The sequence below is a fragment of the Herpetosiphon sp. NSE202 genome, from assembly GCF_042688385.1.
Taxonomy (GTDB): Bacteria; Chloroflexota; Chloroflexia; order Chloroflexales; family Herpetosiphonaceae; genus Herpetosiphon.
Genome location: NZ_JBHUPY010000001.1, coordinates 520,385 through 544,809 on the forward strand (window position 1 = coordinate 520,385; position 24,425 = coordinate 544,809).

A 24,425-nucleotide genomic window follows, 5' to 3' on the forward strand; every position below is an offset into this window, starting at 1 on the left:
GATTCAAGAAACACAAGGGTGAATTTGGGGGAACTGCTCCAGTCGGGTATCCCCCAAACTGGAGCAGCGGTCAAGCAATTTTAGTAATTCTTGAGTACGAGCGGCAGATGAATGTAGAAGCGCGCTGGGTCAATCGTTGGGCTGGCGCTTGGGGTTGGCGTGATGCTTGGGGTTACGATGGGCGTTGCGCTTGGGGTTGGCGTAACGCTTGCCGTTGGGGTGATTGTTGGCGTAATTAAGGCAGCATCAATACAACCAGTAATTTCCACATCATCAATTGAGATGCCCGCATAATTATCGTATGAATCGCTGCCAAAATCCCATTTCAGCTGCAGTGTCGTTCCTGCATTGCTGCTGATATCATGGCGTTGCAAACTCCAACCTGTGCTTTGCTCAAGCGTTTGGATTGGGCTGTTAACCTGCGTTCGCATCTCGGCGCTGCGATGTTCGAACAAGGGTGAAAAGTCCGTGAAAGGCGCTGATGTTTTGCTCACGACATAAAAATCATTTAGGCTATTGCCAAGTTGATAGCGTTGATACCAACTGGCATAAATTGGCCCGCTGACGTTAGTAAGATCGATATTGGGCGAGAACAATTCCATGCGTGTACTATTGGGGTAATTGCCAGTTAAGTTGGTGTTCCAGCTGTTTTCACCGCTATAGTTGCCCCCAATTGGCGGGCCATTGCGATTGCCCCAAACCCATGAGAAGTCATCATCGCCTGCAGTGAATCCGCCGTTATCGGCCTCAAATTGGCTGCTATAAATCACGCTCCGCGCTTTGCCAGTTGGGCAATCGGCAGGAGCGGGCATGCCACAAATGCGCAGGCCCCAGCTATTGAGCGTGCCACCATTGCTGTCAGCGGTATCATAGATGGTGAGCGTCCATTGGCCTTGGGCTTGTTGGCCTGCAAACCAATCGAGGCTGAAATTATATTCTGGCGCAAAATGCACGCCGTTCAAATTGTGATAGCTGCCTAAAGCCAAGGCCGCTTGCTGATCGATCACGAGATCAACATTGGGGCGCTGAGCGCTGCCAATATCGGTAAAGAGCGCAACCACGTTGCCATCAGGCGCGGTCAAGGTTACATCCAATTCCGACATCAAGCTATGGTCTAAATCAAGCAGCACATCAATATCGGCAATATTGGCTGCTTGCGCAAGCGTTATGCTCGATTGCAAGACTGATTGATTGGGGCCAATTGCTTGGGCTGATTGGCTGGTAACGGTTTGACAGTTGGCCTGGCTTATTGCTGGGATAATCAGGACTTGGGTCAGATAGCTGGCTTGGGGGCCAACAGCAACCGTCGATCCAATGCTAATTTCATAGCTACCTGCATCCTTAACCGTCATCACATTGGCTTCTGCATTCGGTGAGACAGTGTTGGCATCATTGGCTTCGAATGTGCCATCTTCCCAGGTAATTCGCAGAAACCCATTCCAGGTTATGCCATCACGCTCAGGGTCAAAATCAACCGTGGTAAAAATCGTATCGCCAGCATTAAGATTAAACTGGTAGCGATCAAGATCATTGCTATCTGAAAGCACACCACTGATGCTAGCTTGGGTCGTAATGGCTTGAGCAACTTCATCGTTGGGTTCTTGCTCGCTCACGGTTGTGCTCAAGACCCGCACATATAAATCGTAGGGTTGGATGACGGTAGTGGCAGTGCCACCTTCAACGGTAACATAGTAGCTACCGGTGATCGTTATTGATTGCGAGCTAATGACCGATGAGCCATTGGTATGCACGCCATCGCTCAAATCGGTTTCGATAAGCGTCAGTGTAGGATCAATGTTGTTGCCATTCGAGGCGAATAAATTGAGCGTTGTGTCGCCAGAAGCGATACTGGCACGAGTAATGGTTGCTATAGCCAGTCGTTGGCCAGCAGTCAAATCAATTTTAAAATAATCAATATCGGTTTGGGTAATCGAGCCACGCACGATTGTATTACTGCCAATCAATACGTTCGCCTCGAATGGGAAGTCATTCGATTCTTGCTCTTGAATCCGGGCAAAGCCCTGAGGAACTGACGTTTGATCAGCTGTTTGGGGCTGGGCTTGGGCCACATACTTAGGGGTTTGAATCGCTTTACCAACGGTGATCATGAGCAAAAGCGCAATGATCACCCCAACACGAACACGCATACAACCTCCTGAGATTCACATCTAGACTCACAAAACCTATCGCGTCATTATATACTCAGTAGGCTCAGAATAGTTTCAATCAATTGGTGTTGCTGTTGCGGGTTGGGTAATTGATTGCTGCTCCAATCGAGGGTTAATAGCGGAGTTGTAATCGTTGCAGTCCATTGCTCAAGCAAGGCCTCAAGTTGCGCTAAATCGGCACGTTGGGCAATTTCTAGCGGGCGATTGCGTTGCTGATAGCGTTGGATAATGACATCTAGCGGTGCTTCAAGGCTAATAATGAGGTCGGGCTGGCCTAAACCGGCGCGCAGTTCATGATATAAGCGTTCGCAGAGCGCAAATTCAGCGTCTGTTAAGTAGCCTTTCTGCTGAAAATGCTTGCTAAAAACCCAAAAATCTTCATCAAGGCCACCGTCTTGCACGCCAATGCCTAGCTGCGCACGAATTGCGCGCTCTTGTTCAGCTCGCAATAAAAGGTAATCGAATTGGTTGGCGAGGGCATAGCGTTGCAGGTTTTGGGCAAATAGCTGTTGAAATGGTCGTTCGGCGTGGCTCTCGAGGGCCGCAAAAAAGCGCTGATCGCTACATAACAGATTGGTGAGGGTAGTTTTGCCAATGCCCGCGTTGCCTACAATCGTAATTAATTTGCCCATGATGTTGTCCTTGATTGTTGATTGATGTGTTGCTTTTGTACCCGAAAGCGGCCAAAGTTGCAACTGCAAACAACATCAGGGCAAATTCCCACGCTGCGAACTCTAAAAATGACACATCTACGCTCAAGGCTATTGTGGCAGGCTCGCTAAGTGCTGCCTATAGGCGAAAAGTCCCAACTGTTGCTTTTTTAGCCATGCAAGCACCAACGTCGTGATGCTTGCTGGCTGATTAAATTTGGCCAACCCAGCCGCGATCATGGGCTTGAAATTGGCTGGTGAGGTAGTGATAGAGTTGTGGTTCTAGCGGGCCTTGCTGCAAAAGTTCTAAATTGTGTTGCATATGCGCAAGTTTGCGTGAGCCAACAATGCAGCTATGCACGCCTGGCGTATAGGCAGTAAAGCGCAGCGCAATGCCCAAAAGTTGCTCAGGGTCAAGATCAAGCTGCATGGCTTGCAGGCGCTCCCAATAGACTTCTGCATAATCGCCAACTGGCCGCTGTTCAAAGCGCCAAGCCACGTTGGCAACTGGGCGTTTGGCAATCACGCCAAGCTGGTGTTGCTGGGCTTGCGGCAAAAGCTGGTCAATCACTCGTTGATCGGCAAGGTTTACCGAGCATTCAATTGCTCCAAAATGGCCAGCTTGCACCGCCCATTCCAAGGGTGCGTTATCGCCTGAGTAGGCTGCGACGCGCACTTTGCCAGCTTGCACGGCGCGATCCAAGGCTTCGATAACGTCGCCTGCACGTAAGGTTTCGAGTGGGCACGAATGAAAATGCACAATATCGAGATAATCGGTCTGCATTTGGCGCAACGCCGCATCAATCCCCGCTGTGATAATTGGACTCGTCCAATCGTCGTAGCCCTCGATGCCATAGCCAATTTTGGTCGAAAGCACAAACTCATGGCGACGTTGATGCAGATGTCGCCCGATGCGCTCCTCGGAAAGGCCATAGCCTCGCGCCGTATCGATTAGATTAATCCCAAGATCGAGCACGCCATTCAGTAGTGTGCCAACTTCTGATTCAGTTAATTCGTTGCCGCCAATATGGCCTGCGCCAAACCCAAGTGCCGAAACCTGCAAGCCAGTTGCGCCAAATTCGCGCAGCGATCCACCATTCATGCTGTTCCTATTCAACCAAACAATCTCAACGTGGAGATGTGCTTGGTGCTTAAAGCGGGCGTTCGAGCCATTCCGGCTCGGGAGTGATGCTATCAGCGGGGCGTGGCCCAGGGTCGGGCAAGCCCGAATCGCTTAATGTCATCAAGGGCTGAAGCTGCATATCAGCTTCGCAGCTAATTTGGCAGGCCAAACGCACGCCAGTTAATTTGGCCTCGGCCAATTTAAACGATTCTGCCTTGGTGATTGTGCTTGGCTCGCCTGCCTGAAACTCGACCCGACAGGTTGTACAACGGGCATTGCCGCCACAGCGATGCAAAATATCAATGCCATGATCTTCTAGGGCGTTGACCAAACGGCTGCCACTTGCTACCTCGAACGGCGCTTGTGAACCAACAGTGATCTGGGGCATGCTCTACCTCCTAGAATAATGATCGGTTAATTGCTCAAACTGGCTTTAATCTATTGATCAAGTGCGCCAGTATCGAGCAATTGTTGCAATTGATTGACCACCAATCCTAACAATGGTTGTTGAATGTTGGCTGGTTCTTGGGTGCGCTGGAGTTGCACAACTGGGGCCGCAGTGCGCCGCGCCAAGCCAGCAGTGCGCTGATCGTCGGCCAACAAAATGGTGTTACCAAGCTCATCGGCGGTTAGAGCTGGCAAGCCTGCTGCCAAGGCTTGTTCTTCAGGCAAGTCGCTAATGCCCAGCACAACCCCAATCGTACAGCGATTAAAGGCTAAACCACGCTCAACCACATCTGCTTGATCCAAGGCAACCACAAATAACTCGGCATCTGCTTGAACCAATGCTTGGCGCACGCTGGTATAATCGCCCTTGGCAATATGCACGACGTTCTGCCAACCAGCAGCAGTTAAGCCGTGGGTAATTTGTTCGGCTGCCAATCCTGCGCCAAGCCCGCCAATTGCAATCAAGGGCACGCTGCGAATTTGCTCCCATGGTGGGTTGACCGCAAGGCCAAGGCTGAGTTGGGCTGGATCAAAGCGCCAGCCACCGCTACCTGTGCCAAGCTGCAACATGCCATCGCCAACCGGCAAGACTGGAATCACCCGCCCTTGGGCTTCGGCGCGTAATTGCAGCAATGGCAAGACTGGATCGATCCGCATGCGTTGGCGGCGCAAGTCAAAGAGTGCATCATCGTGGCTCCAATCTTCATCTTGGCGTTCTTCAGCCAGAATATCTTCAACTGCATGCTGCAAACTTGCTGCACCAAGTTGCGGGTGGTTGCAGGTAAAACTCAAGTTCAATTGCCACGTTTGCTCGTCACGTGGCTCGATTTTCATACGCAGATAGCCAATGATCAAGCCAACTGCTTGGGCCCAGGTTTTGAGTTGGCGACCGAGTTCATCGCGGAGATCGTGACTGACCTGCAAGGTTGCCGCTACCCCAGCTTGGGGATAGTAGATATTTGGGCCTTCTAAAACGCGAACATGGTCGATTGTGATTGACATGAATTAATTGCTCCCAGCCGTAGCGGCACATCTGCTGCGCGCGGGCTGTCTCTTAGGGAATTGCAATGACGACTTTGCCAAATTGCTCTGCTGATTCAAGGTAGGCTTGGGCCGCTTGAAGCTCGCTCAGTGGAAATACTTTGTCGACCAGTGGCGCAAAGCGGCGTTCCCAAAATACTAAGCGCATAATCGTGTTGAATTCACGATTATTGGCCATTGTTGAGCCGATTAGGTTAAATTGTCGCCAGAAAAGTTTGCGAATATCGACGCTGACAATCGGGCCAGTCGTTGCGCCATAGGTTACAACCGTGCCACCTTTGGCGACGCTGCGCAATGAGCTTTCCCATGTCGCTGCCCCAACATTCTCTAATACTACGTCAACGCCACGCTTTTTGGTTTGTTGCCAAATTTCGCGGCCCCAATCGCCATCTGATCGTACCATGTAATCGGCCCCAAGTTCTTTGGCCCGCGCCAGTTTTTCGGCTGAGCGCGAAGCTGCATAAACGGTTGCCCCAGCATAGCGGGCAATTTGAATTGCCGCACTGGCCACGCCGCCACCAGCACCCAAAATCAAGACACTTTGGCCAGCCCGCAGTTGCGCTTGGCCGATCAAGGCCCGCCATGCCGTCATCCAGACTAAAGGCACCGCTGCTGCTTGTTCAAACGAATAATCAGCGGGAATCGCATACAGATTGCGAGCTGGCACGGCGATATATTGGGCGAAGCCACCAGTTTGGTGCTCGCCAAGGACGCCATAGCTATCGCACAAGGTTTCTTCGCCTGCGATACAAAATTCGCACTGCCCGCACCAAATATTGGGATTAACAATTACGCGCTGGCCTTCCTTCCAGCCAGTTACGCCCTCGCCCACTGCCGCAATTTCGCCAGCAATATCACAGCCGCCGATATGCGGCATACTCAGTTTGAGGCCGGGCAAGCCTTCGCGCACAAATAGATCAAGGTGATTTAGGGCGGCAGCACGGATGCGCACCAGAACTTCATCTGGGCCAGCCACTGGCTCCGCCAAATCGCCATATTCGAGCACATCGAGCCCACCATGTTGGCGAAAAAATCCTGCCTTCATCATACCGTCCAAGCCTCCTTGCTCAAAACAATGGCTATAGTGTAAAGGATGTTGGCGCGTTTTGATCCACGAAGCTCACAAAGCGCACGAAGGCTTGAAACCGCGAAGATGGGCTATTGGCTATGTGTAATGGTACATGCGGGTAACCACCGCCTGATTCCCTCACCCCAACCCCTCTCCCACGTGGCGGGCGAGGGGCTTCAACGCCGTGGTTCTTGCAAAAATCCTTGGTAAAAACGGGTGCTCCCCCTCGCCCGCGTTTTCGTGGGAGAGGGGGCTGGGGGGTGAGGGGACACGGTTGCCAAGCCAATGAACCAGTACATATAGTTTTTAGCCACGAATTCCACGAATAATATTCCGATAGCCAATCGCCTGATCCCTGAACCATAGCCACTTCATCCCTCATCCCTCATCCCTTACTAATTCCTCGCGCTCTTTGAATTGAGTATGATAGAGCTGAGCATACAGCCCTGCTTGGGCCAACAACTCGCTATGCGTGCCGCGTTCGAGCACTCGACCTTGATCGACAACTAAAATCAAATCTGCTGCCAGAATCGTCGAAAGTCGGTGGGCAATCACGATGCTGGTGCGATCTTTGAGCAATGGTTGCAAGGCTGCTTGAATTAATGCCTCTGAGCGTGAATCAAGCGCCGAGGTCGCCTCGTCGAGCACCAAAATCCGTGGATTTTTGAGAATAACTCGGGCAATCGCGATCCGTTGTTTTTCGCCTCCAGAGAAGCGATAGCCCCGTTCGCCAACTACGGTATCGTAGCCATTTGGTAGGCTCATGATCAAATCGTGAATGTTGGCGGCGCGACAGGCTGCTTCTAACTCTGCATCAGTTGCATCGGGCTTGGCATAGCGCAAATTAACCCGCAAACTTTCGTGAAATAAGAAAGTTTCTTGGGTAACCATGCCAATTGCTTGGCCAAGGCTATCCAAATCCAATTCGCGCACATCAACGCCATCGATCAACACGCGACCGCGACTAGCATCGTACAAGCGTGGCAGCAAATAGGTTAGGCTGGTTTTGCCCGCGCCCGAAGGCCCGACCAAGGCCACCAATTGGCCTGGCTTGGCGGTAAAATCAATGTCTTCCAAGGCCCATTCGCGGGTGGCAATTGGGCTGATGAGGGTGGTTTCTTGGCCATTGCGCGGGCTAAGCATCGGATCATCATCAGCTTGATAGCGAAACCAGACATGCTCAAATTGAACTTCGCCGCGAAGCGTCTCTAGCATTTTGGGTTGAGCTGGATCTAAAATTTCCTGCGGCAAATCGAGAATTTCAAACACCCGCTCGAACGACACCAGCGACGAAGCTAATTCAACTCTGGTGTTGACCAAGGTCGAAATTGCGCCATACAAGCCGGGCAAATACAAGGCCAAGGCAATAATATCGCCAGTGCTGAAGCTATTTGAGGTAATCGCCAAATAGCCACCAAACCAATAGACCGAGGTTACACCAACCGCGCTGACCAAGCCAACCATCACAAAAAACGAGCGCATCACCAACGAGGTACGAATGCCAAGATCGCGCACTTCGCCTGCATGCTGGCTAAATTTGGCCACCTCGTCGTTGCGCCGCCCAAAAATTTTGACCAACAATGCACCGCTGACATTCAACGTTTCGCCCATTAATGCGTTCATATCGCTGTTGGCTTGCATTTGCGAGCGGGTTAATGTGCGGACAATTTTGCCAACTCGCCGCGCTGGCAGCATAAATAATGGCAATACGAGCAACGCTAATAAAGTTAATCGCCACTCAATCGTCAACATAATAAACAGGGTGATGCTGACCGTGATGATATTGGTGATCAACGTAATCAACGTGCCAGTAACCGCCCGTTGCGAGCCAACCACATCGTTATTCAGCCGCGAAACCAATTCGCCCGATTTGGTGCTGGTAAAAAAGCGCAGGCTCATACGCTGCATATGGTTATACAACGCGCGGCGCAAATCAAAAATAATTCCCTCGCCAACCAGTGCTGAATTGCGTCGCTGCCAAATATCCAGCAAACCGCCTATTAATGGAATTGCGACCAAGCCGACGGCAACAAGATTGAGCCGCCCAAGATTGCGCTGCGGAATTGCTACGTCAATTAAATGGCGCACCAACAACGGCGTAATCCGATCCAACAACGTCCCGATGAAAATTGTAAACAAGACCACAATGATGCCGCTGCGATAGGGTCTGGCATAACCCCATACACGCTGCAACAACATGCGGCTGATGGTGGGTTGTTCGTCGTCGTTCGCGCGAACAAACCCTCGCCAGCCTCCACCATTCATGAAAACTCCTTACACATAGATTTGGGTGTGCAGATTATTAATGTCATGCTAACACGCCTAGGCCCAGAGCTTGCTATACTTAAGGTTAGAATTTTCTGTCCATGCGGACAGGAACATTGACAAGCATCCTCTGGAGGATACCGATGATCTTCGACCCAATGTATTTCATTTTCGCCATTCCTGGCATGCTGTTTGCTTTCTGGGCGCAGTGGTATGTGAAATCGACATTTAGCAAATATGCGAATGTTGGCAACATGCACCGTATGAATGGCTTCGATGTGGCCCAACGTTTGATGAGCGCCGAAGGTCTTAACTATGTGCGGGTAAATCAAGTTGCTGGTCAACTGACCGACTTTTACAATCCTGCCGATAAATCGATTAATCTCTCGCAATCGTCGGTTACGCCATCGGTTGCTGCAATGGCGGTTGTTGCTCACGAGTTGGGCCACGCCTTGCAAGATCGCGAAGGCTACACGATGTTGCGTTTGCGCAGCTCGATTGTAGGCATCGCCAACATTGGCAGTAGCATTGGCACGTGGCTGGTGATGGGGGGCTTGATGTTTGGTGCTGCTTCACGTAGTGGCGGCTTCGGCTTCACCATGGCCTTGATTGGCTTGGCCTTGTTTGCTGGCGCGGTGCTGTTTACCTTGGTAACCTTGCCGGTCGAATTCAATGCTTCAAGCCGCGCCAAAAAAATGTTGATCGCCAATGGCTTGGTTAGCCCTCAAGACCAAGCTGCGGTTTCTAAGGTTTTGAATGCTGCTGCTTGGACATACGTTGCTGCTGCGGCGCAATCAATTTTGACCTTTGCCTATTTTGCATTTCGGGTTTTTGGCGGTCGCCGCGACTAAGAATGTTATACTAGCGCCTAGCACCGTTTTGATATAGGAGGAATAATTCAATGGATGATGATTTGAAGCGTCGGGTTGTCTATGGTTTGTTGAGTTTGGCGTTGGGGACGTTGGCCACCCGTTTGGCCTTGTACATCACCAACAAAATCTTGGGCGAGCCAGAAACAATCTAAGCTGCTCCAAATAATTGGTAATGAGAGGCGTAACCCTACGCCTCTTTGTTGTTTAAGCCTGCTATAATCGCTGCAAGATTGGCTCATAAACGAAGGATGCTGCAATGAATCAAACCTTGGCAAATCGCTACCAATTGTTGGCAACGCTTGGGCAAGGTGGCATGGCGACGGTTTATCGCGCCCATGATTTGCTGCTCAAGCGCGATGTGGCGCTGAAGGTTTTGCGGCCTGAGTACGCCAATAATCCAAGCCTGAGCCAGCAATTTAGCGCCGAAGCCCAAACTGCGGCGCAATTGAGCCACGCGCATATTGCCCGCATTTTTGATGTTGGCCACGATTCAAGCGTGGGGCCGTTTTTTGTTCAAGAGCTGATCGATGGCCAAAGCCTTGATCAATTATTGCCCGTAGCTGCGCCCCAAGCGTTAACGTGGACGCGCGAAATTGCCTTAGCCCTCGCAGCAATTCATCAACAAGGCTATGTGCATTGCGATGTTAAACCGCAAAATATTAAGATTAATCCTGATGGCCATGCAATTTTGCTTGATTTTGGCATTGTGCAGCCAATTGGCACGACCAACCACGATCAAGTGTATGGCACACCCCAATATATCGCGCCAGAACGAGCTGAAGGTGGCGCAACGACCGCCGCCAGCGATATTTATGCCTTGGGCATTATGCTGTATGAGCTGTTAACTGGCCGCGTGCCACTTGATGGCGATTCGGCCTGGGCGATTGTTCAGCGTCATTTGAATGAAGGTGTGCCTGCACTACGCCAAGCGTTGCCCGGCACCGCCACTGCCATCGAACAGCTGATCAAGCGGGCGACTGAGCGCGAGCCAAGCAAGCGTTTTGCCTCTGCCCAAGCCTTGGCAGGCGAGATTGAGAGCATTCAACAGGGCGCAAATTCGGCCACAATTGCGATGCCAGTGCGCCAACGCTCCACCGTGTCGATCCATAATATGGAAACGACTGCTGTGCGTGTGCCACCAAAAACTGCTGCTTTGGTGCAAGCGCAAGTGCAACCAACCCCAACCAAAGCCTCGCTTGCAGCGCCCAAACCAGCGGCTAAAAAGCAAATTGGCCTAACCATAGCAGCGTTGGCGTTTGTGGCCGCAATAGCCGTTGCCTTTGCCAAATTAAGCGGCGATTCTGAGCAACCTGGCCCGAGTGGTAATCCTGTGGCCGAGGCAACTGCCACGCTTGCGCCTGTGGCCGAAGCAACTGCAACTATTGCGCTCGAAGCGACCCAAGCTCCCGAACCAACCGCTGCCAGCGATCAAGCGCCAAGCATGCCCAATTTTGTTGGCCTCAAACGGGCCGAGGCCGAGCAACAAGCCCGCAACTTGGGGCTAAGCATTAATTTTATCGAGCAACCAAACGATCAAGCCAAAGATCGCATTCTGAGCCAAGAGCCAGCGGTCGGCAGCCCAATTGCCGCCAATAGCCAAATCAATTTGGTCATCGGAGTCAAAGAGGCCAAAAAGCCCAAAGGCCCAGGTAATGGCAAGGGCAAAGACGATGATTAGAGCATAGAGCGAAGAACATAGGAGAAGGTCAAAAGGCAGAAGGCAAAAGTCAAAATAGGGCTATTGGGTAATTGAAACAATAATCCAGCGAATCTGTGTCAATCTGTGGCTAGGCAGCTTTTATTTAACGCAGAGGCGCAGAGCCACGAAATTATGAAGGATGAAGGATAAAGGATGAGGGATGAAGGATGAAACCACGAAGAACGCGAAGTGATGGCGAGCGATGAGGTTTTAATCATCATTGACTAAAAACGCTAGTCTCTAGCCCTTCGTGTTCTTCGTGCTCTTCGTGGTTAATATGCTCGTTATTCGGCGGCGATTTTCACCCAACCAGCGCGTTGGATGATGCTTTCATACAATGGGCGTGGCAAGGTGCAAATAATATCGCCATCTTTGGCGGGCAAGGCTTGGCGCAAATCGGTGCGGCCTGCTTTGACCTTATTTGGCCAATCTGGCTCCCACAATGCAACCCGCCCAAGCGCAACCAATTCAGCGCCATCTTGCAATGGCAATTCTGCTTGCTCAACGGTTTCGATGCCGCCAACCGCCATCAATGGTACGCGGCCAGCCAATTTTTCGATGACCAAGGGGCTGAGGCGTTGGGTTGATTGCGGATCGCGCATTGAGCCAGCAGCATAATTGCCCAACGAAATGTGCAAATAATCCAAGCGGCAATCAGCTAAACGATCAACCAACACTAGGGTATCGTCAAAGGTGATGCCTGGATTTTCAATTTCTTCAGGCGAGAAGCGATAGCCCACAATAAAGTTATCGCCGACGGCTGCGCGCACAGCCTTGGCCAAGGTGATAGGATAGCGCAAGCGGCGTTCCAAATCGCCACCCCACTCGTCGTCGCGGCGGTTTGAATGTGGTGAGAAGAATTGCTGAATTAGATAGGTGTTTGCGCCGTGGATTTCCACGCCATCAAAGCCCGCAACCGCAGCCCGTTTGGCCGCAGCAGCAAAATCAGCGATGCTCTTTTCGACTTCGGCGGCAGTCATGGCCCGTGGCTCAAGGTAGCCTTGGCGTTCGGCAGCAACTGCTGAGGCTGAACGTGGAGCTGGTTCGCGCAGTACCTTGGGGTCGGCCATGCGTCCACCATCGTGAATTTGCAAAATTGCGATTGCGCCTTCGGCTTTGATTACGCTTGCTGCTTTACGTAATGAATCGAGCTTGTCGTCGTTATCACAGCCCCATTGGTTGACAAATGCTTGACCATCGCGATCAACATAGCAAGCGGCAGTAATAACCGTGCCAAAGCCACCAGCAGCGCGCCGTTGCAATAAAGCGACTTCACCTGGGCTAATCTGGCCTTCTGGCGTGCCAGAATAGGTGGTCATTGGGGCAAGAACGAGGCGATTGGGCAGGGTAACACCACTAACGGGTAATGTGTATGGCTCGAACAATGACATAAAATCCTCGTGACACAATATATCGAATTACGCATATGTGCGTATCCCAATATATTGTGCCACAAGTCGATTTTTTAAACGGGCAAGCTAGAGGAGAATTAACACAAATCTTACAGATGGGGAATTGAGCAATCTGCTTCCGGCAACCTACGAGCTAGCAACGATACCTTCGATGCCAACCCAAAAGTTATCTTTGCGGACATATGATCGTGAAACGATGCGCACGCCCTCAACATCTTCGTTAAAAATCTGAGTAGCGTTAACGAGCACGACATTTGGACGTTCGCCAAAACGATCTTCATAAGCAAAGATGGCTTCGGCAATTTTGAACCGCAGTTCTTTCCGCGGATGATCATCAAACCAAGCTAAATACACGGTCGGCCTCCTCTAGCGTTCAACGCACCACGCATTTAAGCGCACATCTTGAAAAATGTTGTAAACCTGATTGTTGGTGCAGCGCACCCGAAAATAGTGGCGTGGCGGGCGTGCCCAACGGGCCTCTCTGCTCCACACGCGTTCAATTCTCGCGACCTGATGGCTGATTCCACGCCATAAAAAGGCCATCGGCAAATAATTATGGCGTTTGTGAGTTAATTGAATAGGCTCAATCTGCATCTCGGTTACCCTTCGTGTTGTACTCAATTCGTGACAATGCTCCAAGCATCGCGGCTGGTAAAAAGCCTTGCATAGGGCTTGAAAAGCCCGCAAACGAGGGTGCGCACCGTGGATTACAAGCAGCAGCTTGGAGAATCTGTGTTTTTGAGTATACACGAACACATGTGCTATGTCAATTAAATTGAGCCTAAACCTCCAATTATTGGTCATGCCTAGATTGATCTAGGATTAAGCATTCAAAAATCAATCCATGCCAGTTTCATTGCTCTATGATTGAGTACCAGCAATTATCCTTTAGGGGGTGCAGGGGGATGAAAACCCCCTGCGTTTCCCGCCTTGAGGCGGGACGGAAGGGTGGTGATCATGAGAAATTTCTTGCATCTTCAGATCTGAATTCGTGGAACCAGATCCCAATCAATACGGCCTTGACCAGTGTGCAAATCGGCAGGAATGAGCTTGGCGCAGGCCTGAATATACTCGCGAATCCGCCCGATATCAAGGTTGTATTGATTGGTTTCAAACGGAGCCAGCATTTCGTGGGCGCTGGCAAGCAGTTGGCGTGGGCTATCGACAATGCCCAAGCGCAGTTGGTTGAGCGCAACCGATAAGCGAATCAGGCCGCGATAGAGATCGCTACGGTCGGGAAACCACAATTCTTCCAATTGCAGCACGCCATCAACAAAGCGCTCTTCGTTGAAGGCTGTGATAAACCCTTGCCAATGCTCTTGCTCATTCATCGTCAACCACCTCAATCACAATCCCGCCGAAGCGTGCTTCCTTGGCCCGACAGCGTTGGCCGTTAATCCAACACTGGTCGGATGGATATGCCGTTTGACCAGCGCGATAGCTGCCAGCGCAACCAGTGCCAAGCACGCCAGTATTGAAAAACTGAACTCCACGGCCATGCTCGTCAGTTGCCAATGCCACGCAATCGGCGCAAACATAGCGCGGATAACGTGGCATTGACTGCACAGCTTTGCGGCAAATCGGACAAATTTGCTGATTAGCGAGCGTACTGTTGTTCATATTCTGCTTGACGTAATGGCTGGCTGTTGATCCGCGTGTTGGCAGGAGCTGCACAGTATGGGCAAACCTGCCAGGTCAAATCGATGACCCGTTCGCAGTTGCCACAATTGCGGCGCAAATGGGTTTGGCAGTGGGGGCACAACACAAAATCGGCCTGAATGCTACGTTGGCAATTCGGGCAGACATGCTCATCCTCAATATCGCGGCGCATAAAGGTTTCTTCCAATTCGCGCTCGTATTTTTGAGTGAGAGTTTCGCGCGGGCGCACCAACATATATAACAGCAACCCTGCAAATGGCAAAAAGAAGGCCATTGAGGTTGAAAGCACTTGCACCAAAATATCGTTGGAGCGGCTACTAATATCGCGGTATGTCCATACCAGCGAAGCAACCCAGAGGAGCACCAAATAGCCCCCAACAATCATGCCGACAATCGGCAAGATGCTTTTAAGTTCTGCAATAATTTCTGTCATGTTCCTATGCTTTCCTGAAGAATGCCCCAGCATTGCGAGGCGACTGCATGGGTTTAGAATACTGGCACGTTGCCACGATTGGGCTATTGTACCATATCAAACCACAGCCCAAGCGCATCTCAGCCTGATAGCCGACTGAGATGCAGCTTATAGAATGAGGCTTAGCTCAAGGTTTGGATTTTGCTGAGATAGGGCTGAACAGCCGCCAGCAGTTGGGCAGTGAGGCTCTCACGTTCAATGTCTGCATCAAAGACCTGCCAACGTTGCGGATCGGCGGCGATCATTTCAAGGTAGCCGTTGCGCACGCGTTCGTGGTAGGCGATTTCGCGGGCATCGAGTCGATTCCAATGCTCGCTTTGGCTTGGGGTTGGTTGCGGCAAATGTGGCAATGGCAAGGCCAATTGACTCGATTCGCGGAAATCATCGCGCTGTTTGCGTTTGCGCTGCAAGCCTTGCTCAACTGGCAAATCGAGGAAAAAGGTCACATCGGGCTGCAAGCCGCCAGTCGCAAAACGGGTGATTTCGCGCAGCTCAGTCAGATTGCGGCCCAAGCCATAGCCTTGATGGGCAAAGGTCGAATCGGCATAGCGATCGCACAAAACGATGCCGCCCAGCTTCAGATAGGGCAAGATCACCTCGCCAACTAACTGAGCACGAGCGGCAGCAAACAAAAGGGTTTCGGTTGTCGGCTCCATCGCCGTCCATTGACCATCGAGCACAAGCCGCCGTACAGCATCGCTAATCGGCGTTCCGCCTGGCTCGCGAGTTAAGATGACTGGATAGCCAGCCTGTTGCAGATAATCCTTGAGGTAGCGGGCTTGGGTGCTTTTCCCGCTACCTTCCGGGCCTTCAAAGGTAATGAACAAGCTCATGGTTCCCCTACAGTCCAACAGCGTTGAGGCCACGATGCCGATTTAGCGGAAGATCCGAATCCGGCGACGTGGTTCTTTGCCAGTACTTTCTGATTGTAGATTGTACCGCTCAACAATCTGATGTTGCAACCTGCGTACATACGAGCTTTGTGGGCTCAGTTCGATACTTTCGGTTGAGCCATCCATAACTTGGCTAATTGCCTCTTCGACCTCTTCCATGGCCTCGCTCAACGGGTCGCTGGGCGTGACGCTAATTTCGAAGGCCGAGCCAAGGCATTCTTCCATTTGAGTTTGGGTGTTCGAGCGCAACACATACACCGGAATGCCGCGTTCTTCGGCATCGCGCAGGCGGGTTGGGTGCTGGCGATAGTAATTCTTCAAGGTAATCACCATCGTCGCTTGATCCATTTCGCGCACCAAACTGGCGGTAATGCCCAACCGATCGAGGGCTTTTTCCAAGCGATTGCGGCTTACACCAAAAGCAAAGATACGCGCTGGGGCGTTTTTGCCTGGCTTTTTGACCACGACGCTTGGTTCTTCGGTTTTTAAGTTTGCGCTCGGGCTAGCCATGGTCATCGCATAGCGTTCGCGTTCTTCGCGTTGGGCTTCGCGCCGTTCGCTTTTGCGCCGCCAATCGCGTTCGCCATGGTCACGGTCGCGTTCACGCTCGCGGCTACGATAGCCACCACGCCGCGTAAGCATTGTGCTGGCTTCGCTATCAGCCCGTTCTGGCCGACCTTCGTGAACCTCGACATGGCCTTGCTCGTCTTTGGTGCGTTGTTCGGCGCTTGGCTCGTTGCCCTGCAAAATCGAATCGACAGCTGAAGCGACTTCTTGATAAATCGTCACGTCGTCCCAGCTTTGAATTTCGACCAACACATCGAAGGTTGGCGGAGCTTTGCGTTCGAGCACGGTTTTTTGCGTGCCACGCCGTCGCGCTTCTTCATCGCCCAAGGTCACTGCCTGAATCCCGCCGATCAAATCGGAGAGCGTTGGGTTGAGCATCAGGTTTTCCAAGGTGTTACCGTGGGCCGTCCCAACCAATTGTACCCCGCGTTCGGCGATGGTACGGGCAGCTTGAGCTTCCAATTCCGTGCCGATTTCATCGATCACAATTACTTGCGGCATATGATTTTCGACTGCTTCGATCATCACATTGTGTTGCTCGGCTGGTCGAGCTACTTGCATGCGGCGGGCGCGGCCAATCCCAGGGTGGGGAATATCGCCATCGCCAGCGATTTCATTCGAGGTATCGACGATCACCACCCGTTTGAGGAAGTCGTCGGCCAAAACCCGAGCAACTTCGCGCAGCATGGTGGTTTTCCCAGTGCCTGGCTTGCCAAGAATCAGGATCGATTTGCCAGCCTCGACTAAATCGCGCACAATTTCGATTGTGCCATAAACGGCACGGCCAACCCGACAGGTCAGGCCAATCACCACTCCCGAGCGATTGCGAATCGCTGAAATGCGGTGCAGCGTGCGCTGAATCCCAGCGCGATTATCTTCGCCAAACTGGCCAATGCGTTCAGTCACATAATCGAGATCTTCGCGTCCGACCTCAGTTTCGCTGAGGAAACTTGATTGGTCGTGGCGAAAACGCGCTTCTGGCAAGCGCCCCAAATCCATGACAATTTCTATAACTTGATCTTTCTGTTCGTGAGTTGCCAACGGCTCAGCCAAACGTGGCGGCAAGGTTGACAGCAACAGATCGATATTATGGGTAATTTCGCGACGATCTAACATGTTTAGTTGCATCCTTCTCAAACACACGCCGGAGTGTGTTTAGATAGACGGTTCGGAGCGAACCGAAGATGACAGCGACGGCTTAACGACGCTTTCTCTCGTTCCTTCCAGCACAGGCCGCAACAACGGGTTGCGTAATGGCACTGTCAGTTCCTTGACCGTAAGGCGTTGATCTCCAATATGTTCAAAGCCGATCTCCTCTAAGTTGTGATGCAACTCGCCATGATATTCTGGCAGCAGGAGATAGACGACACCTTGATGAGCATTGGCCAATTGGCTCATTCCAAATCGAATAACCGACGAGGCTAAGCGTTGCTCAGCAGGATCGATTAGAAGGCTCATGACTGCGGCGTGTGGGCCAAGCCACACATGCAACGCCGCTCGTAAAATATCATCTCGGCCATCGCGCCCAAGCACCCATGAGCGCTGACGAACTCCATGACGCGCAACGACCGGCAGTTGCCATGATCGCGACGTTCGTCCTTCATATCGTACAACAGTCGCAGGGGTGATCGCCTCATACAATCGTTGGATTGCATGCGGGTCGCGGCGCTGTTGTGGGCGTAAAACGATGATTGAACTGCCTTCGGCAACATCGGGCGTTAACGTGCGCCAAACCTGCCGCGTAGCATAACTTTGAAAGCCAAGTTGGCGAAAAACTTCCAAATAGGGTGAATTCGAAGCCAAGGGCGCAAAAACGCGCTCAATATTGCGCGAACCCATGCGCACCACAAAGGCTTCGAGCAAACGATACCAAACATCGGGGTCGGTTGGCTGGCGCATGCCGCGCCGAAAAGGTTGCGATGCCAGATACACCAAATCTGCATCAGCACTATTTAATCGATACCAACCTTGCACATAGCCGCGTAGCCCACGCTCGTGATAGACCAGCGTATGGCGGTCTTGGGCGAATGGCAGCAAACAGCGCAGTGCAAAGCTCATCGGACGATGACTGCCCGCCAATACTTGCTCACTGCCCAATAACATATAGGTGTACGGCGCGCGCCGTAACTCAAGACTATCGACTAATCGAACAGGTCGAATCAAGCCAGATTCTCCATCGCATAAGCTGCATTGCCCGATTCCGCTGTGCTACTTTGTACCTATCTATCATCGCACAAATTGGGCCAGAAAAAAACTAGCAGAGTATTAATAAGTATGAAGGATGAGGGATGAAGGATGAATTCAAAAGGCAAAAATCAGAAATCAGAAATCAGAAGGATGAGGGATGAAGGATGAGGGATGAATTCAAACGTCAAAAACCAGAAGGTAAAAGGCAGAAATCAAAACCCGATAGCTCATAGCTGTACTGGTACATTGGATTGGCAATCCCATGCCCTCACCCCCAGCCCCTCGCCCACTGAACGCGGGCGAGGGGAGCCGATCGTTTTTACCAAGGAATTGGGGCAGACCCACGTGGTGAAAGCCCCTCGCCCGCGCCGTGGGAGAGGGGTTGGGGTGAGGGGATCAGGCGGTGGTTAACCTGATGTATCAGTACACATAGCCAATAGCCTTACTGCGTGTCCTTCGTGGTTAACTCTATTTTCTGAACCCTAGCTCCTGACCCCTGACCCCTAATGCTCTCTGTTTTCCGCTTGTTGTTGCTTGAGCATTGCATTGCGGCGCATGGTCAGCGTCCAAATTGCGCCAACCATCAAAAATGGCGCTAAACAGATCATGGTCGTGATCCACGGCGGAAATGGTGGCGTAACCAGCACTTTAAATTGATGCTTGCCCGTTTGATTGCCCGCCGTTACGCTTACATCGAGCGTCCAATAGCCTTCTTGATCAAACTCGATTTTTTGTTCGATGCTGGCTTTGTGGCTCGTGCTCTGGCCGCTGGCGCTTGAGTTGCTTGGCCCAGTACTATTGGCATCAGCCACTGCTTGAATTGCGATCGTCACTTCGCCATCAGCCATGCTGCTTGGCAATTCTATATCGCTGAAAAATGTGCCAGTTCCAACATCGGGGTCGGCCTTCATCGAAAGCGTAAACTCGCCTAGTTTTTGGTCGTAGAGCACAGTGTATGGTTCGCCAAAGTGGGCCGCTGCTGGCTGCATCGGCACAAGGCTTACAAGAATTAGGCTGGCCACAAACATTCCCCGCAGGAGAATGAGCCAGCGTTGGATGGTTTGCATTTAATTATCCTTCTAGAATGCCACGCATATCCATGGGTTGGCTCAAAAGCCACATCGCGCTCCCAGCCATCGCCACGATGACCAGCGCCCATGGTAGCCAAGCCCAGCGTTGGCGTTGTTTGGTAATTGTCGTTGTCGTTTGCCATGTGATGACTGCTGAAAGCACGCTGCCTAGCAGAATCATGCCCATTTGAAAGGGGTAAATCATCGCTTGGGGCACCAGCGGGCTTAATCCGGTGACCGGCATCCAGCTAAAATTGATGCCTGCTTCGGCCAACAGCGAGCGTAACACTGGCAAAATTGTCCAAAAGCCAATGATAAAGTGAAAGGCGTAATGCGCTGTCCACATGGCGATGCCAATTGGCAAAAAGCCCTTCATAAAGCGATTGATGATTGCAATCAAGCGTTCGTTATGGCCGCTGATCCGCCGAAAGAGCCAAGCCGCGCCACCGAGCAACACGACTGGCTCAATGACCAAGGCCAAGATAAAGACCACACTCAGCAAAAAGGTTTCGCTGGTGATCGCAAATTGAGCAGTCAGCCAATTGTAAAAGCTATAAACTGGGCTGATCATGCCAAAAGCGTTGAGCAACGCGCCCCACGTAAACACCAACATCAGCAAACTAAAGTCGCTGCGTTCTTCGATTTTGCCAATTCCTGAGCGTGGTTGGAGGCTAATTAATTCTTGACCTGGCACGCGTGCCAACAAGCCAATGTTATCGTGGGGGCAAGCATGAATACAATCCAAACACATTGTACAATCGAGGTTGCCAACTTTTTTGGGCTGGAACAACCACAATTCACAGCCTGGTTGATCATCACGGCCCACAATACAATCTTTAGTTGCGCAGGTTTGGCAGCGTTGGGGCTGGCGCACTGCCACCTCAATTGGCGAGAGTGTGGAACTCAACATATTGAATTGGCCCAGTGGACAAACATATTTGCAAAATGGCGCACCCTGAAAGCTGCTATCGATCAGCAGCGCCGCCGCAAAATAGCTTACAATCAGCATCGCCGTCCACCACGGCGAGGCCCACAAATCAAAGCGCTCGTAGGCAAAGAAGAACAGCACCAACAAGCCTGCCGCTAGCCATTTATTGCGCAGCCATGTCGGCCATTTGAAGCGTGGTTTGATGATGCGACGCGCCAGATTGCGCGGCAACATAAACGGGCAGGCCATGCAAAACAGATTGCCCACCACCAACAAGGCCAGCATCAAAAAGCCGCGATAATGCACCCACACAATCACAGTGGCGCTATTTTTGGGAGCCAACTGCGCGCCAGTCAAGCCATCCCACACCATCAACATTGCTAAGCCAAATAGCGGCAGTTGCAGCGCAAACCGCGCATAGCGCCAACGCCCAAGCCAGCGCAAACCTGGTAGTTTCAGCAAATCGATTGCTGGAATCTGTTGCATGATTCAACTCCCTTGGTTTATTGAATGGTGAAGGCTGGCAAGGTTCGTTGCATCACTGCGCCATTGGCTTCAGTCACATTCACAATCAAGACCCATTCGCCAAGCATCGAAAAATCAATGCTGGCCTGATATTTGCCCGCGCCAAGCGCCTGCATTTGCACAATTTGCGAGGGCATCCCAGCGTGGGTCATGGTTGCTTCGAGCTGAACTTTGGCGTTGTCGAGCGGCGTTGTGCCATCGTTAATCACCAAAACAATGGTTTGTACACCCATTGCACTTGGCGTTTGCTCAAGGCTCATGGTCAAGCGTTGGTCGTCGCTTGGCGTGCGGCTACAACCGATTAAACTCACGAATATCAAACTCAGCAGGATTAACTGCCCATAACGGAATAGCATTGCAAAACCTCAAAAATACTAAATACCCCACAGCAGTGGGCATCGGGCCAATAATTCGACGCTTGAAACGATTAAAGAGTTTTTGGGGGTGGCACATATTGCGGGTGAAACCACATTGCATAGCGCAAAAGCGGCGTTTCCCAATAGCGCCAGCGTTGTTTGAGTGGGCTTAACTTGGGTTGACCACTTGGCAGATGCCAACTCAATGGGTTATACATATGGTCGGCGATTGGGTTGAGGGGCAGCGACAGCGGCGCTTCGGAGCTTGATTGCGGCGTTTCGTTGGCTTGCGGCATACATGGGTAGAACCACCAGCGCATTGTTGGCTGGGGTTGATTGGCTTGGCCAATTGGCAGCAGAATCAGCACGATTAAGCTGCTGAGCCACCAATAGCCCAAAAATGATTGTTCGTATGCCATGTTTGTTCCGCCCATTTAACCACAATCTGTACTATAGCAAACTCATTGGCAAACGCCAAATTTGGTCTTTTAAGCCGATTTTGGTATAGTATAGTTAACGAAAAGGATTGTAGGTTGCTTGTATGGCTCATGAATTGCACATTTTACGCACTATGACGTGGCTCAGCACAATTGTGTTGCTGCTGATTCCGTTGGTGCTTGCGCCATGCCAACCGCGGATTTTGATGAGTTATCAATATCCGTGTGCGACCCAAGTCAGCCAAGGTTTTGCTGATGAGCATCATGCTGAACAGCCGATCTCTACGCCAGCAAAATCGCCAAGTGATGCCTGCGTTAGCCATGCAGCTCCATTTTTGCTAGCTACCAAGCAATTTGAGTTAATCCTTGTGGCTGATCAACTGCATTGGATGCCCGATCCGATGCACTATCGTTCGCCAAGTTTAGCCCTCATCGTCCCCCCTCCGAAATTCATTTAATCCTTCAACACCATGGTTAATGATCAATCTGCCGCATCAACGGCTGATCTGATCGATCGGTGCGCTCGAAAACATAACCAAAGAAGGATGTTATGCAACCCTCAGCGATTGAATCATCGGATCTTCACGATCTTGATGATCGAACGAGTATTTCATTTGGACAGCGTGTCCGCCAAAATCTTGGCTATTTAGCTTGGCTTCAGGCGGTGGTAGCCACCCTTGGCAGCCTCTATTTTAGCGAAATCAAGGGCTTTCCGCCCTGTAATTTGTGCTGGTATCAACGGATTTTTATGTATCCCTTAGTGGCAATTCTCACCGTGGGGATCATTCGCCGCGACCCGGCGATGCGTTGGTATGCCTTGCCGTTGAGCATTGGTGGTTGGCTCATCGCGAGCTATCATTGTTTGCTAACCTATGGCGTAATTTCAGCTGAACTTGCGCCGTGCAGCGCTGGAGTTTCGTGCCTTGCCCGTTGGATCAACTGGTATGGCTTTATTACGATTCCCCTTTTAGCCTGGGTCGCCTTCAGCGTCATCATCGTTGCTTTGTTATTTGTTAAACCAGCCAAGGAGCTTGATCATGAGTAAATCGATTGCTAGCAATAAAAAACGCCAAAGCCGCACCCGCAAGCCGCAAGGTGGTTTGCCCCGTGAAGTTAAAATGTTGCTTTGGTTGAGTATTCCAGTCTTGGTGATTGTGGCTGTCGTGCTGTTGACCCAAACCCAAGCAAGCTCGACCCAGACGGTCGATATTTCGCGCTTAGTGCATACTGATAGCCCTGTTTTGGGCAAAACTGATGCGCCAGTAACTGTGGTTGAGTTTCTTGATCCTGAGTGTGAATCCTGCCGCGCCTTCTTCCCAATCGTCAAAGATGTGTTGGCTCAAAATGGCGATAATGTGCGTTTAGTGGTGCGCTACTTCCCCTTGCACAACAACTCGGTGTTGGCGATGGCTGCCACCGAAGCCGCAGGCAACCAAGGCAAATATTGGGAAATGCAAGAGCTGTTGTTCAACAAGCAAAGCGAATGGGGCGAAAAACGAACTCCGCAAACCGCATTGATGCTGCAATATGCCCAAGAGTTGGGCCTTGATGGCGACAAATTTGCCAAAGATCTAAGCGACCCAGTGATTATGCAGAAGATCGAGCGTGATAATGCTGATGCACAAGCGCTGAATGTGCGCGGCACACCAAGCTTCTTTGTCAATGGCAAACCGGTTGCAACCCTCAGCCAAAGCGCCCTCCAAAGCGCAATCGATGACGCAAAATAATGGTTGGCAGCGCTGCTTGATTAGCGATCGAGCAGCGCTTTTTTGCTTGCCCCACAATCCTCAATCTTCGCTTGATCTGCGCCTGAACAACCTTCGCTACAGCCCTGCTCATTGCTAATCCGGCAATCTTCGAGCCGCAAGCATTGGCATTGCATTCCATATGTGAGCAATGCTTGCATTTGCTGTAAGACCTGCATTTGCTGCGCAACTTGGACGAGTTTGCTGCGCGCCATGGTTTGCCAGCGCTCTGAGGGTGGTGTATCAGCTTCAAATCCATGAATTAATGTTTGAACTTCGGCAATTGAAAAGCCAGCTTTGCGGGCCAAATTGATCAAGCTAATCCATTGCAACACACTTGGATCATAGCGGCGGCGGGTATTATGGCGCTGCGGCTTGGGAATTAAGCCCATCTGCTCATAATAACGAATTGCTGACGTTTGAAGGCCGGTTTGGGCTGCGACCTCGCCAATTGATAATTCTTGCATTGGTCAAAACTCCTGCTTGACTTAAAGTGCACTTCACATGATAGCGTACACCTGTCAGGTTATAAAGGAGTATTCGATGAAACTATTGCAAGAGTGTTTTGGTTTGTTGCGCAGCAAAGTTGGTTTGTTGCTGATTGCTGGGGTTATGCTTGGCGTATTCTTTTTTGAGCGCAGCGTTTTAGGCGGATTATTGGCTGGTGCAACGCCAATCATCATGCTGTTTGCCTGTCTGATTCCCTGTGCGATTCCGTTAATATTACTTCGACGCAAGCAACCAGCTACGCAATGCAGTTGCGGCGATCCAAATTGTGGCGGCCTAACCAGCAAATAAAAAGCAGTCGCCCTTGGTTTGTTCAAGGGCGACGACTGATTC

The 24,425-nt window shown here is 51.3% G+C and carries 28 protein-coding genes; 7 read left to right on the forward strand and 21 right to left on the reverse strand.

The window, feature by feature from the left end; all coding sequences use genetic code 11:
• Positions 1–80: 80 nt before the first annotated feature.
• From ACFMKP_RS02175 to ACFMKP_RS02205, 7 genes are all read right to left on the reverse strand, one after another.
• A complete protein-coding gene (locus ACFMKP_RS02175; protein ID WP_382288659.1) occupies positions 81–2,147 on the reverse strand; it encodes a proprotein convertase P-domain-containing protein in 2,067 nt (688 codons plus the stop codon).
• 47 nt (positions 2,148–2,194) lie between these two features.
• Positions 2,195–2,800: a deoxynucleoside kinase gene (locus ACFMKP_RS02180; RefSeq protein WP_382288661.1), complete on the reverse strand. Its 606-nt coding sequence runs from the start codon at positions 2,798–2,800 to the stop codon at positions 2,195–2,197.
• Between the two features lie 229 nt (positions 2,801–3,029).
• On the reverse strand, positions 3,030–3,920 hold the full coding sequence (locus ACFMKP_RS02185) for an aldo/keto reductase (RefSeq protein ID WP_382288662.1): 891 nt from the start codon (positions 3,918–3,920) through the stop codon (positions 3,030–3,032).
• 49 nt (positions 3,921–3,969) lie between these two features.
• Complete coding sequence (locus ACFMKP_RS02190; RefSeq protein ID WP_204755545.1) at positions 3,970–4,329, reverse strand: 2Fe-2S iron-sulfur cluster-binding protein; 360 nt, start codon at positions 4,327–4,329, stop codon at positions 3,970–3,972.
• Between the two features lie 50 nt (positions 4,330–4,379).
• Positions 4,380–5,390, reverse strand: a complete 1,011-nt coding sequence (locus tag ACFMKP_RS02195; protein WP_382288665.1) for a DUF4938 domain-containing protein — start codon at positions 5,388–5,390, stop codon at positions 4,380–4,382.
• 52 nt (positions 5,391–5,442) lie between these two features.
• Positions 5,443–6,477: a zinc-binding dehydrogenase gene (locus ACFMKP_RS02200; protein WP_382288667.1), complete on the reverse strand. Its 1,035-nt coding sequence runs from the start codon at positions 6,475–6,477 to the stop codon at positions 5,443–5,445.
• A 399-nt stretch (positions 6,478–6,876) separates the two neighbouring features.
• Positions 6,877–8,763 carry an ABC transporter ATP-binding protein gene (locus ACFMKP_RS02205; RefSeq protein ID WP_382288669.1) on the reverse strand — a complete coding sequence of 629 codons (1,887 nt, stop codon included), beginning with the start codon at positions 8,761–8,763 and terminating at the stop codon, positions 6,877–6,879.
• 143 nt (positions 8,764–8,906) lie between these two features.
• Between ACFMKP_RS02205 and ACFMKP_RS02210 the strand changes: the two genes are divergently transcribed.
• From ACFMKP_RS02210 to ACFMKP_RS02220, 3 genes are all read left to right on the forward strand, one after another.
• Complete coding sequence (locus ACFMKP_RS02210; RefSeq protein WP_382288671.1) at positions 8,907–9,614, forward strand: zinc metallopeptidase; 708 nt, start codon at positions 8,907–8,909, stop codon at positions 9,612–9,614.
• A 50-nt stretch (positions 9,615–9,664) separates the two neighbouring features.
• The gene (locus tag ACFMKP_RS02215) at positions 9,665–9,787 is read left to right on the forward strand and encodes a hypothetical protein (RefSeq protein WP_269083554.1); all 123 of its coding nucleotides are present in this window, start codon (positions 9,665–9,667) and stop codon (positions 9,785–9,787) included.
• 104 nt (positions 9,788–9,891) lie between these two features.
• The gene (locus ACFMKP_RS02220; RefSeq protein WP_382288673.1) at positions 9,892–11,313 is read left to right on the forward strand and encodes a protein kinase; all 1,422 of its coding nucleotides are present in this window, start codon (positions 9,892–9,894) and stop codon (positions 11,311–11,313) included.
• Positions 11,314–11,618: 305 nt separating this feature from the next.
• On the opposite strand, the gene ACFMKP_RS02225 is transcribed toward ACFMKP_RS02220, so the two are convergent.
• The 13 genes from ACFMKP_RS02225 to ACFMKP_RS02285 all read right to left on the reverse strand — a co-directional run bounded on the left by ACFMKP_RS02225 (position 11,619) and on the right by ACFMKP_RS02285 (position 21,822).
• The gene (locus ACFMKP_RS02225) at positions 11,619–12,725 is read right to left on the reverse strand and encodes an NADH-dependent flavin oxidoreductase (RefSeq protein WP_382288675.1); all 1,107 of its coding nucleotides are present in this window, start codon (positions 12,723–12,725) and stop codon (positions 11,619–11,621) included.
• 147 nt (positions 12,726–12,872) lie between these two features.
• Positions 12,873–13,100 carry a hypothetical protein gene (locus tag ACFMKP_RS02230; protein ID WP_110516042.1) on the reverse strand — a complete coding sequence of 76 codons (228 nt, stop codon included), beginning with the start codon at positions 13,098–13,100 and terminating at the stop codon, positions 12,873–12,875.
• A 12-nt stretch (positions 13,101–13,112) separates the two neighbouring features.
• The gene (locus tag ACFMKP_RS02235) at positions 13,113–13,340 is read right to left on the reverse strand and encodes a DUF6504 family protein (RefSeq protein ID WP_054535155.1); all 228 of its coding nucleotides are present in this window, start codon (positions 13,338–13,340) and stop codon (positions 13,113–13,115) included.
• A 383-nt stretch (positions 13,341–13,723) separates the two neighbouring features.
• Positions 13,724–14,077, reverse strand: coding sequence for a hypothetical protein (locus tag ACFMKP_RS02240; RefSeq protein WP_382288678.1), 354 nt, complete (start codon positions 14,075–14,077; stop codon positions 13,724–13,726).
• Positions 14,070–14,303, reverse strand: coding sequence for a hypothetical protein (locus ACFMKP_RS02245; protein WP_382288680.1), 234 nt, complete (start codon positions 14,301–14,303; stop codon positions 14,070–14,072). Before ACFMKP_RS02245 ends, ACFMKP_RS02240 begins: the two co-directional genes overlap by 8 nt.
• Positions 14,304–14,343: 40 nt before the next feature.
• Entirely contained in the window at positions 14,344–14,838 is a 495-nt protein-coding gene (locus tag ACFMKP_RS02250) for a zinc ribbon domain-containing protein (protein WP_054535158.1), read from the reverse strand.
• Positions 14,839–14,999: 161 nt separating this feature from the next.
• Positions 15,000–15,710, reverse strand: coding sequence for a dTMP kinase (gene tmk / locus ACFMKP_RS02255; protein ID WP_054535159.1), 711 nt, complete (start codon positions 15,708–15,710; stop codon positions 15,000–15,002).
• A 42-nt stretch (positions 15,711–15,752) separates the two neighbouring features.
• On the reverse strand, positions 15,753–17,453 hold the full coding sequence (locus ACFMKP_RS02260; protein ID WP_382288683.1) for a R3H domain-containing nucleic acid-binding protein: 1,701 nt from the start codon (positions 17,451–17,453) through the stop codon (positions 15,753–15,755).
• Positions 17,454–17,492: 39 nt separating this feature from the next.
• Positions 17,493–18,500: a hypothetical protein gene (locus tag ACFMKP_RS02265; RefSeq protein ID WP_152976653.1), complete on the reverse strand. Its 1,008-nt coding sequence runs from the start codon at positions 18,498–18,500 to the stop codon at positions 17,493–17,495.
• A 527-nt stretch (positions 18,501–19,027) separates the two neighbouring features.
• Positions 19,028–19,591 (reverse strand): hypothetical protein, encoded by a 564-nt coding sequence (locus ACFMKP_RS02270; protein WP_382288685.1) that lies wholly within the window; start codon positions 19,589–19,591, stop codon positions 19,028–19,030.
• A gap of 4 nt (positions 19,592–19,595) precedes the next feature.
• Positions 19,596–21,008: a 4Fe-4S binding protein gene (locus ACFMKP_RS02275; protein ID WP_382288687.1), complete on the reverse strand. Its 1,413-nt coding sequence runs from the start codon at positions 21,006–21,008 to the stop codon at positions 19,596–19,598.
• A gap of 17 nt (positions 21,009–21,025) precedes the next feature.
• Positions 21,026–21,358 carry a FixH family protein gene (locus ACFMKP_RS02280; RefSeq protein ID WP_382288689.1) on the reverse strand — a complete coding sequence of 111 codons (333 nt, stop codon included), beginning with the start codon at positions 21,356–21,358 and terminating at the stop codon, positions 21,026–21,028.
• A gap of 116 nt (positions 21,359–21,474) precedes the next feature.
• Positions 21,475–21,822 (reverse strand): hypothetical protein, encoded by a 348-nt coding sequence (locus ACFMKP_RS02285; RefSeq protein WP_382288691.1) that lies wholly within the window; start codon positions 21,820–21,822, stop codon positions 21,475–21,477.
• Positions 21,823–21,944: 122 nt separating this feature from the next.
• On the opposite strand from ACFMKP_RS02285, the gene ACFMKP_RS02290 reads away from it, so the two are divergent.
• The 3 genes from ACFMKP_RS02290 to ACFMKP_RS02300 all read left to right on the forward strand — a co-directional run bounded on the left by ACFMKP_RS02290 (position 21,945) and on the right by ACFMKP_RS02300 (position 23,567).
• Positions 21,945–22,298, forward strand: coding sequence for a hypothetical protein (locus tag ACFMKP_RS02290; protein WP_382288693.1), 354 nt, complete (start codon positions 21,945–21,947; stop codon positions 22,296–22,298).
• Between the two features lie 92 nt (positions 22,299–22,390).
• On the forward strand, positions 22,391–22,885 hold the full coding sequence (locus ACFMKP_RS02295) for a disulfide oxidoreductase (RefSeq protein ID WP_382288695.1): 495 nt from the start codon (positions 22,391–22,393) through the stop codon (positions 22,883–22,885).
• The gene (locus tag ACFMKP_RS02300; protein WP_382288697.1) at positions 22,878–23,567 is read left to right on the forward strand and encodes a DsbA family protein; all 690 of its coding nucleotides are present in this window, start codon (positions 22,878–22,880) and stop codon (positions 23,565–23,567) included. The genes ACFMKP_RS02295 and ACFMKP_RS02300 overlap by 8 nt, the downstream gene beginning before the upstream one ends.
• 20 nt (positions 23,568–23,587) lie before the next feature.
• Here the strand turns inward: ACFMKP_RS02300 and ACFMKP_RS02305 are convergent, their stop codons facing one another.
• Positions 23,588–24,052, reverse strand: a complete 465-nt coding sequence (locus tag ACFMKP_RS02305; RefSeq protein ID WP_382288699.1) for a MerR family transcriptional regulator — start codon at positions 24,050–24,052, stop codon at positions 23,588–23,590.
• Positions 24,053–24,128: 76 nt separating this feature from the next.
• On the opposite strand from ACFMKP_RS02305, the gene ACFMKP_RS02310 reads away from it, so the two are divergent.
• Entirely contained in the window at positions 24,129–24,383 is a 255-nt protein-coding gene (locus ACFMKP_RS02310) for a hypothetical protein (RefSeq protein WP_382288700.1), read from the forward strand.
• The last annotated feature ends 42 nt before the right edge of the window (positions 24,384–24,425 follow it).

Excerpts from the sequence above, each read along its gene's own strand:
- ACFMKP_RS02185 (WP_382288662.1), bottom strand. The coding sequence starts at position 3,920 with ATGAATGGTGGATCGCTGCGCGAATTTGGCGCAACTGGCTTGCAGGTT.
- ACFMKP_RS02220 (WP_382288673.1), top strand. The coding sequence starts at position 9,892 with ATGAATCAAACCTTGGCAAATCGCTACCAATTGTTGGCAACGCTTGGG.
- ACFMKP_RS02235 (WP_054535155.1), bottom strand. The coding sequence starts at position 13,340 with ATGCAGATTGAGCCTATTCAATTAACTCACAAACGCCATAATTATTTG.
- ACFMKP_RS02300 (WP_382288697.1), top strand. The coding sequence starts at position 22,878 with ATGAGTAAATCGATTGCTAGCAATAAAAAACGCCAAAGCCGCACCCGC.
- ACFMKP_RS02180 (WP_382288661.1), bottom strand. The coding sequence starts at position 2,800 with ATGGGCAAATTAATTACGATTGTAGGCAACGCGGGCATTGGCAAAACT.
- ACFMKP_RS02290 (WP_382288693.1), top strand. The coding sequence starts at position 21,945 with ATGGCTCATGAATTGCACATTTTACGCACTATGACGTGGCTCAGCACA.
- ACFMKP_RS02175 (WP_382288659.1), bottom strand. The coding sequence starts at position 2,147 with ATGCGTGTTCGTGTTGGGGTGATCATTGCGCTTTTGCTCATGATCACC.
- ACFMKP_RS02250 (WP_054535158.1), bottom strand. The coding sequence starts at position 14,838 with ATGACAGAAATTATTGCAGAACTTAAAAGCATCTTGCCGATTGTCGGC.
- ACFMKP_RS02225 (WP_382288675.1), bottom strand. The coding sequence starts at position 12,725 with ATGTCATTGTTCGAGCCATACACATTACCCGTTAGTGGTGTTACCCTG.
- ACFMKP_RS02295 (WP_382288695.1), top strand. The coding sequence starts at position 22,391 with ATGCAACCCTCAGCGATTGAATCATCGGATCTTCACGATCTTGATGAT.
- ACFMKP_RS02245 (WP_382288680.1), bottom strand. The coding sequence starts at position 14,303 with ATGCCACGTTATCCGCGCTATGTTTGCGCCGATTGCGTGGCATTGGCA.
- ACFMKP_RS02210 (WP_382288671.1), top strand. The coding sequence starts at position 8,907 with ATGATCTTCGACCCAATGTATTTCATTTTCGCCATTCCTGGCATGCTG.
- ACFMKP_RS02310 (WP_382288700.1), top strand. The coding sequence starts at position 24,129 with ATGAAACTATTGCAAGAGTGTTTTGGTTTGTTGCGCAGCAAAGTTGGT.
- ACFMKP_RS02205 (WP_382288669.1), bottom strand. The coding sequence starts at position 8,763 with ATGAATGGTGGAGGCTGGCGAGGGTTTGTTCGCGCGAACGACGACGAA.
- ACFMKP_RS02270 (WP_382288685.1), bottom strand. The coding sequence starts at position 19,591 with ATGCAAACCATCCAACGCTGGCTCATTCTCCTGCGGGGAATGTTTGTG.
- ACFMKP_RS02240 (WP_382288678.1), bottom strand. The coding sequence starts at position 14,077 with ATGAATGAGCAAGAGCATTGGCAAGGGTTTATCACAGCCTTCAACGAA.
- ACFMKP_RS02285 (WP_382288691.1), bottom strand. The coding sequence starts at position 21,822 with ATGGCATACGAACAATCATTTTTGGGCTATTGGTGGCTCAGCAGCTTA.
- ACFMKP_RS02215 (WP_269083554.1), top strand. The coding sequence starts at position 9,665 with ATGGATGATGATTTGAAGCGTCGGGTTGTCTATGGTTTGTTGAGTTTG.
- ACFMKP_RS02260 (WP_382288683.1), bottom strand. The coding sequence starts at position 17,453 with ATGTTAGATCGTCGCGAAATTACCCATAATATCGATCTGTTGCTGTCA.
- ACFMKP_RS02305 (WP_382288699.1), bottom strand. The coding sequence starts at position 24,052 with ATGCAAGAATTATCAATTGGCGAGGTCGCAGCCCAAACCGGCCTTCAA.
- ACFMKP_RS02200 (WP_382288667.1), bottom strand. The coding sequence starts at position 6,477 with ATGATGAAGGCAGGATTTTTTCGCCAACATGGTGGGCTCGATGTGCTC.
- tmk (WP_054535159.1), bottom strand. The coding sequence starts at position 15,710 with ATGAGCTTGTTCATTACCTTTGAAGGCCCGGAAGGTAGCGGGAAAAGC.
- ACFMKP_RS02195 (WP_382288665.1), bottom strand. The coding sequence starts at position 5,390 with ATGTCAATCACAATCGACCATGTTCGCGTTTTAGAAGGCCCAAATATC.
- ACFMKP_RS02190 (WP_204755545.1), bottom strand. The coding sequence starts at position 4,329 with ATGCCCCAGATCACTGTTGGTTCACAAGCGCCGTTCGAGGTAGCAAGT.
- ACFMKP_RS02275 (WP_382288687.1), bottom strand. The coding sequence starts at position 21,008 with ATGCAACAGATTCCAGCAATCGATTTGCTGAAACTACCAGGTTTGCGC.